Annotated in this window: 1 protein-coding gene; it reads right to left on the minus strand. The window is 45.0% G+C overall.

What is annotated here, in order from left to right; translation table 11 throughout:
• Positions 1–653, minus strand: a 653-nt coding sequence (locus tag ACWHAR_RS28210) for a nucleotide sugar dehydrogenase (RefSeq protein WP_452088587.1), incomplete at both ends; no start/stop codon positions are given.

The raw sequence follows: 653 nt of genomic DNA on the forward strand, positions 1-653 counted from the left end.
ATTCTGTCGCCAAAAATAAAAAGTCAGTCTCTTCGATCTCATCAAAACCTTGACAATGCTGAGTTATATGTTGCCGCAAATGTTCTGGAAGTACAGCTTCAGGATCATATGCATGAACATCACATCCCAGCTCCGCCAGCCTTTCCATCAGTCTGACAGCCTGAGAATTCCTGATGTCATCAGTATTCGGTTTGAAGGAAATGCCGAGTACAGCCGCTTTCTTGCCTTGAAGTGTTTCGAAGAATGACTGTATTTTTTTGATATACAAGCCGAGCTGGGTGTCATTAATGTGCTGCACGGCCCGGAGCAAGAAGGTTTCCGTGTTTTTTTCCTGGGCAGCAAATTGCAGCGCCTGCAGATCCTTTGGAAAACAAGAGCCTCCGTATCCGATGCCTGCCTGCAAAAAGTGCTTCCCGATCCTTGGGTCTAGACCGATAGCGCGGGAAATATCTGAGATATCTGATTGATAGGCTTCACATATGCGGGCCATTTCGTTAATAAACGAAATTTTGGCCGCTAAAAAGAAATTGTTGGCATATTTGATCAGCTCTGCTCCCGCTAAGCTTGTAACGATAAAAGGGGTATCAATGTGTTTGTAAATGGATTTGACGATGGCTGCCGATACGTGATCTTCTTCCTGAACACCGATGACT

The organism is Bacillus sp. LR--39 (genome assembly GCF_053613335.1).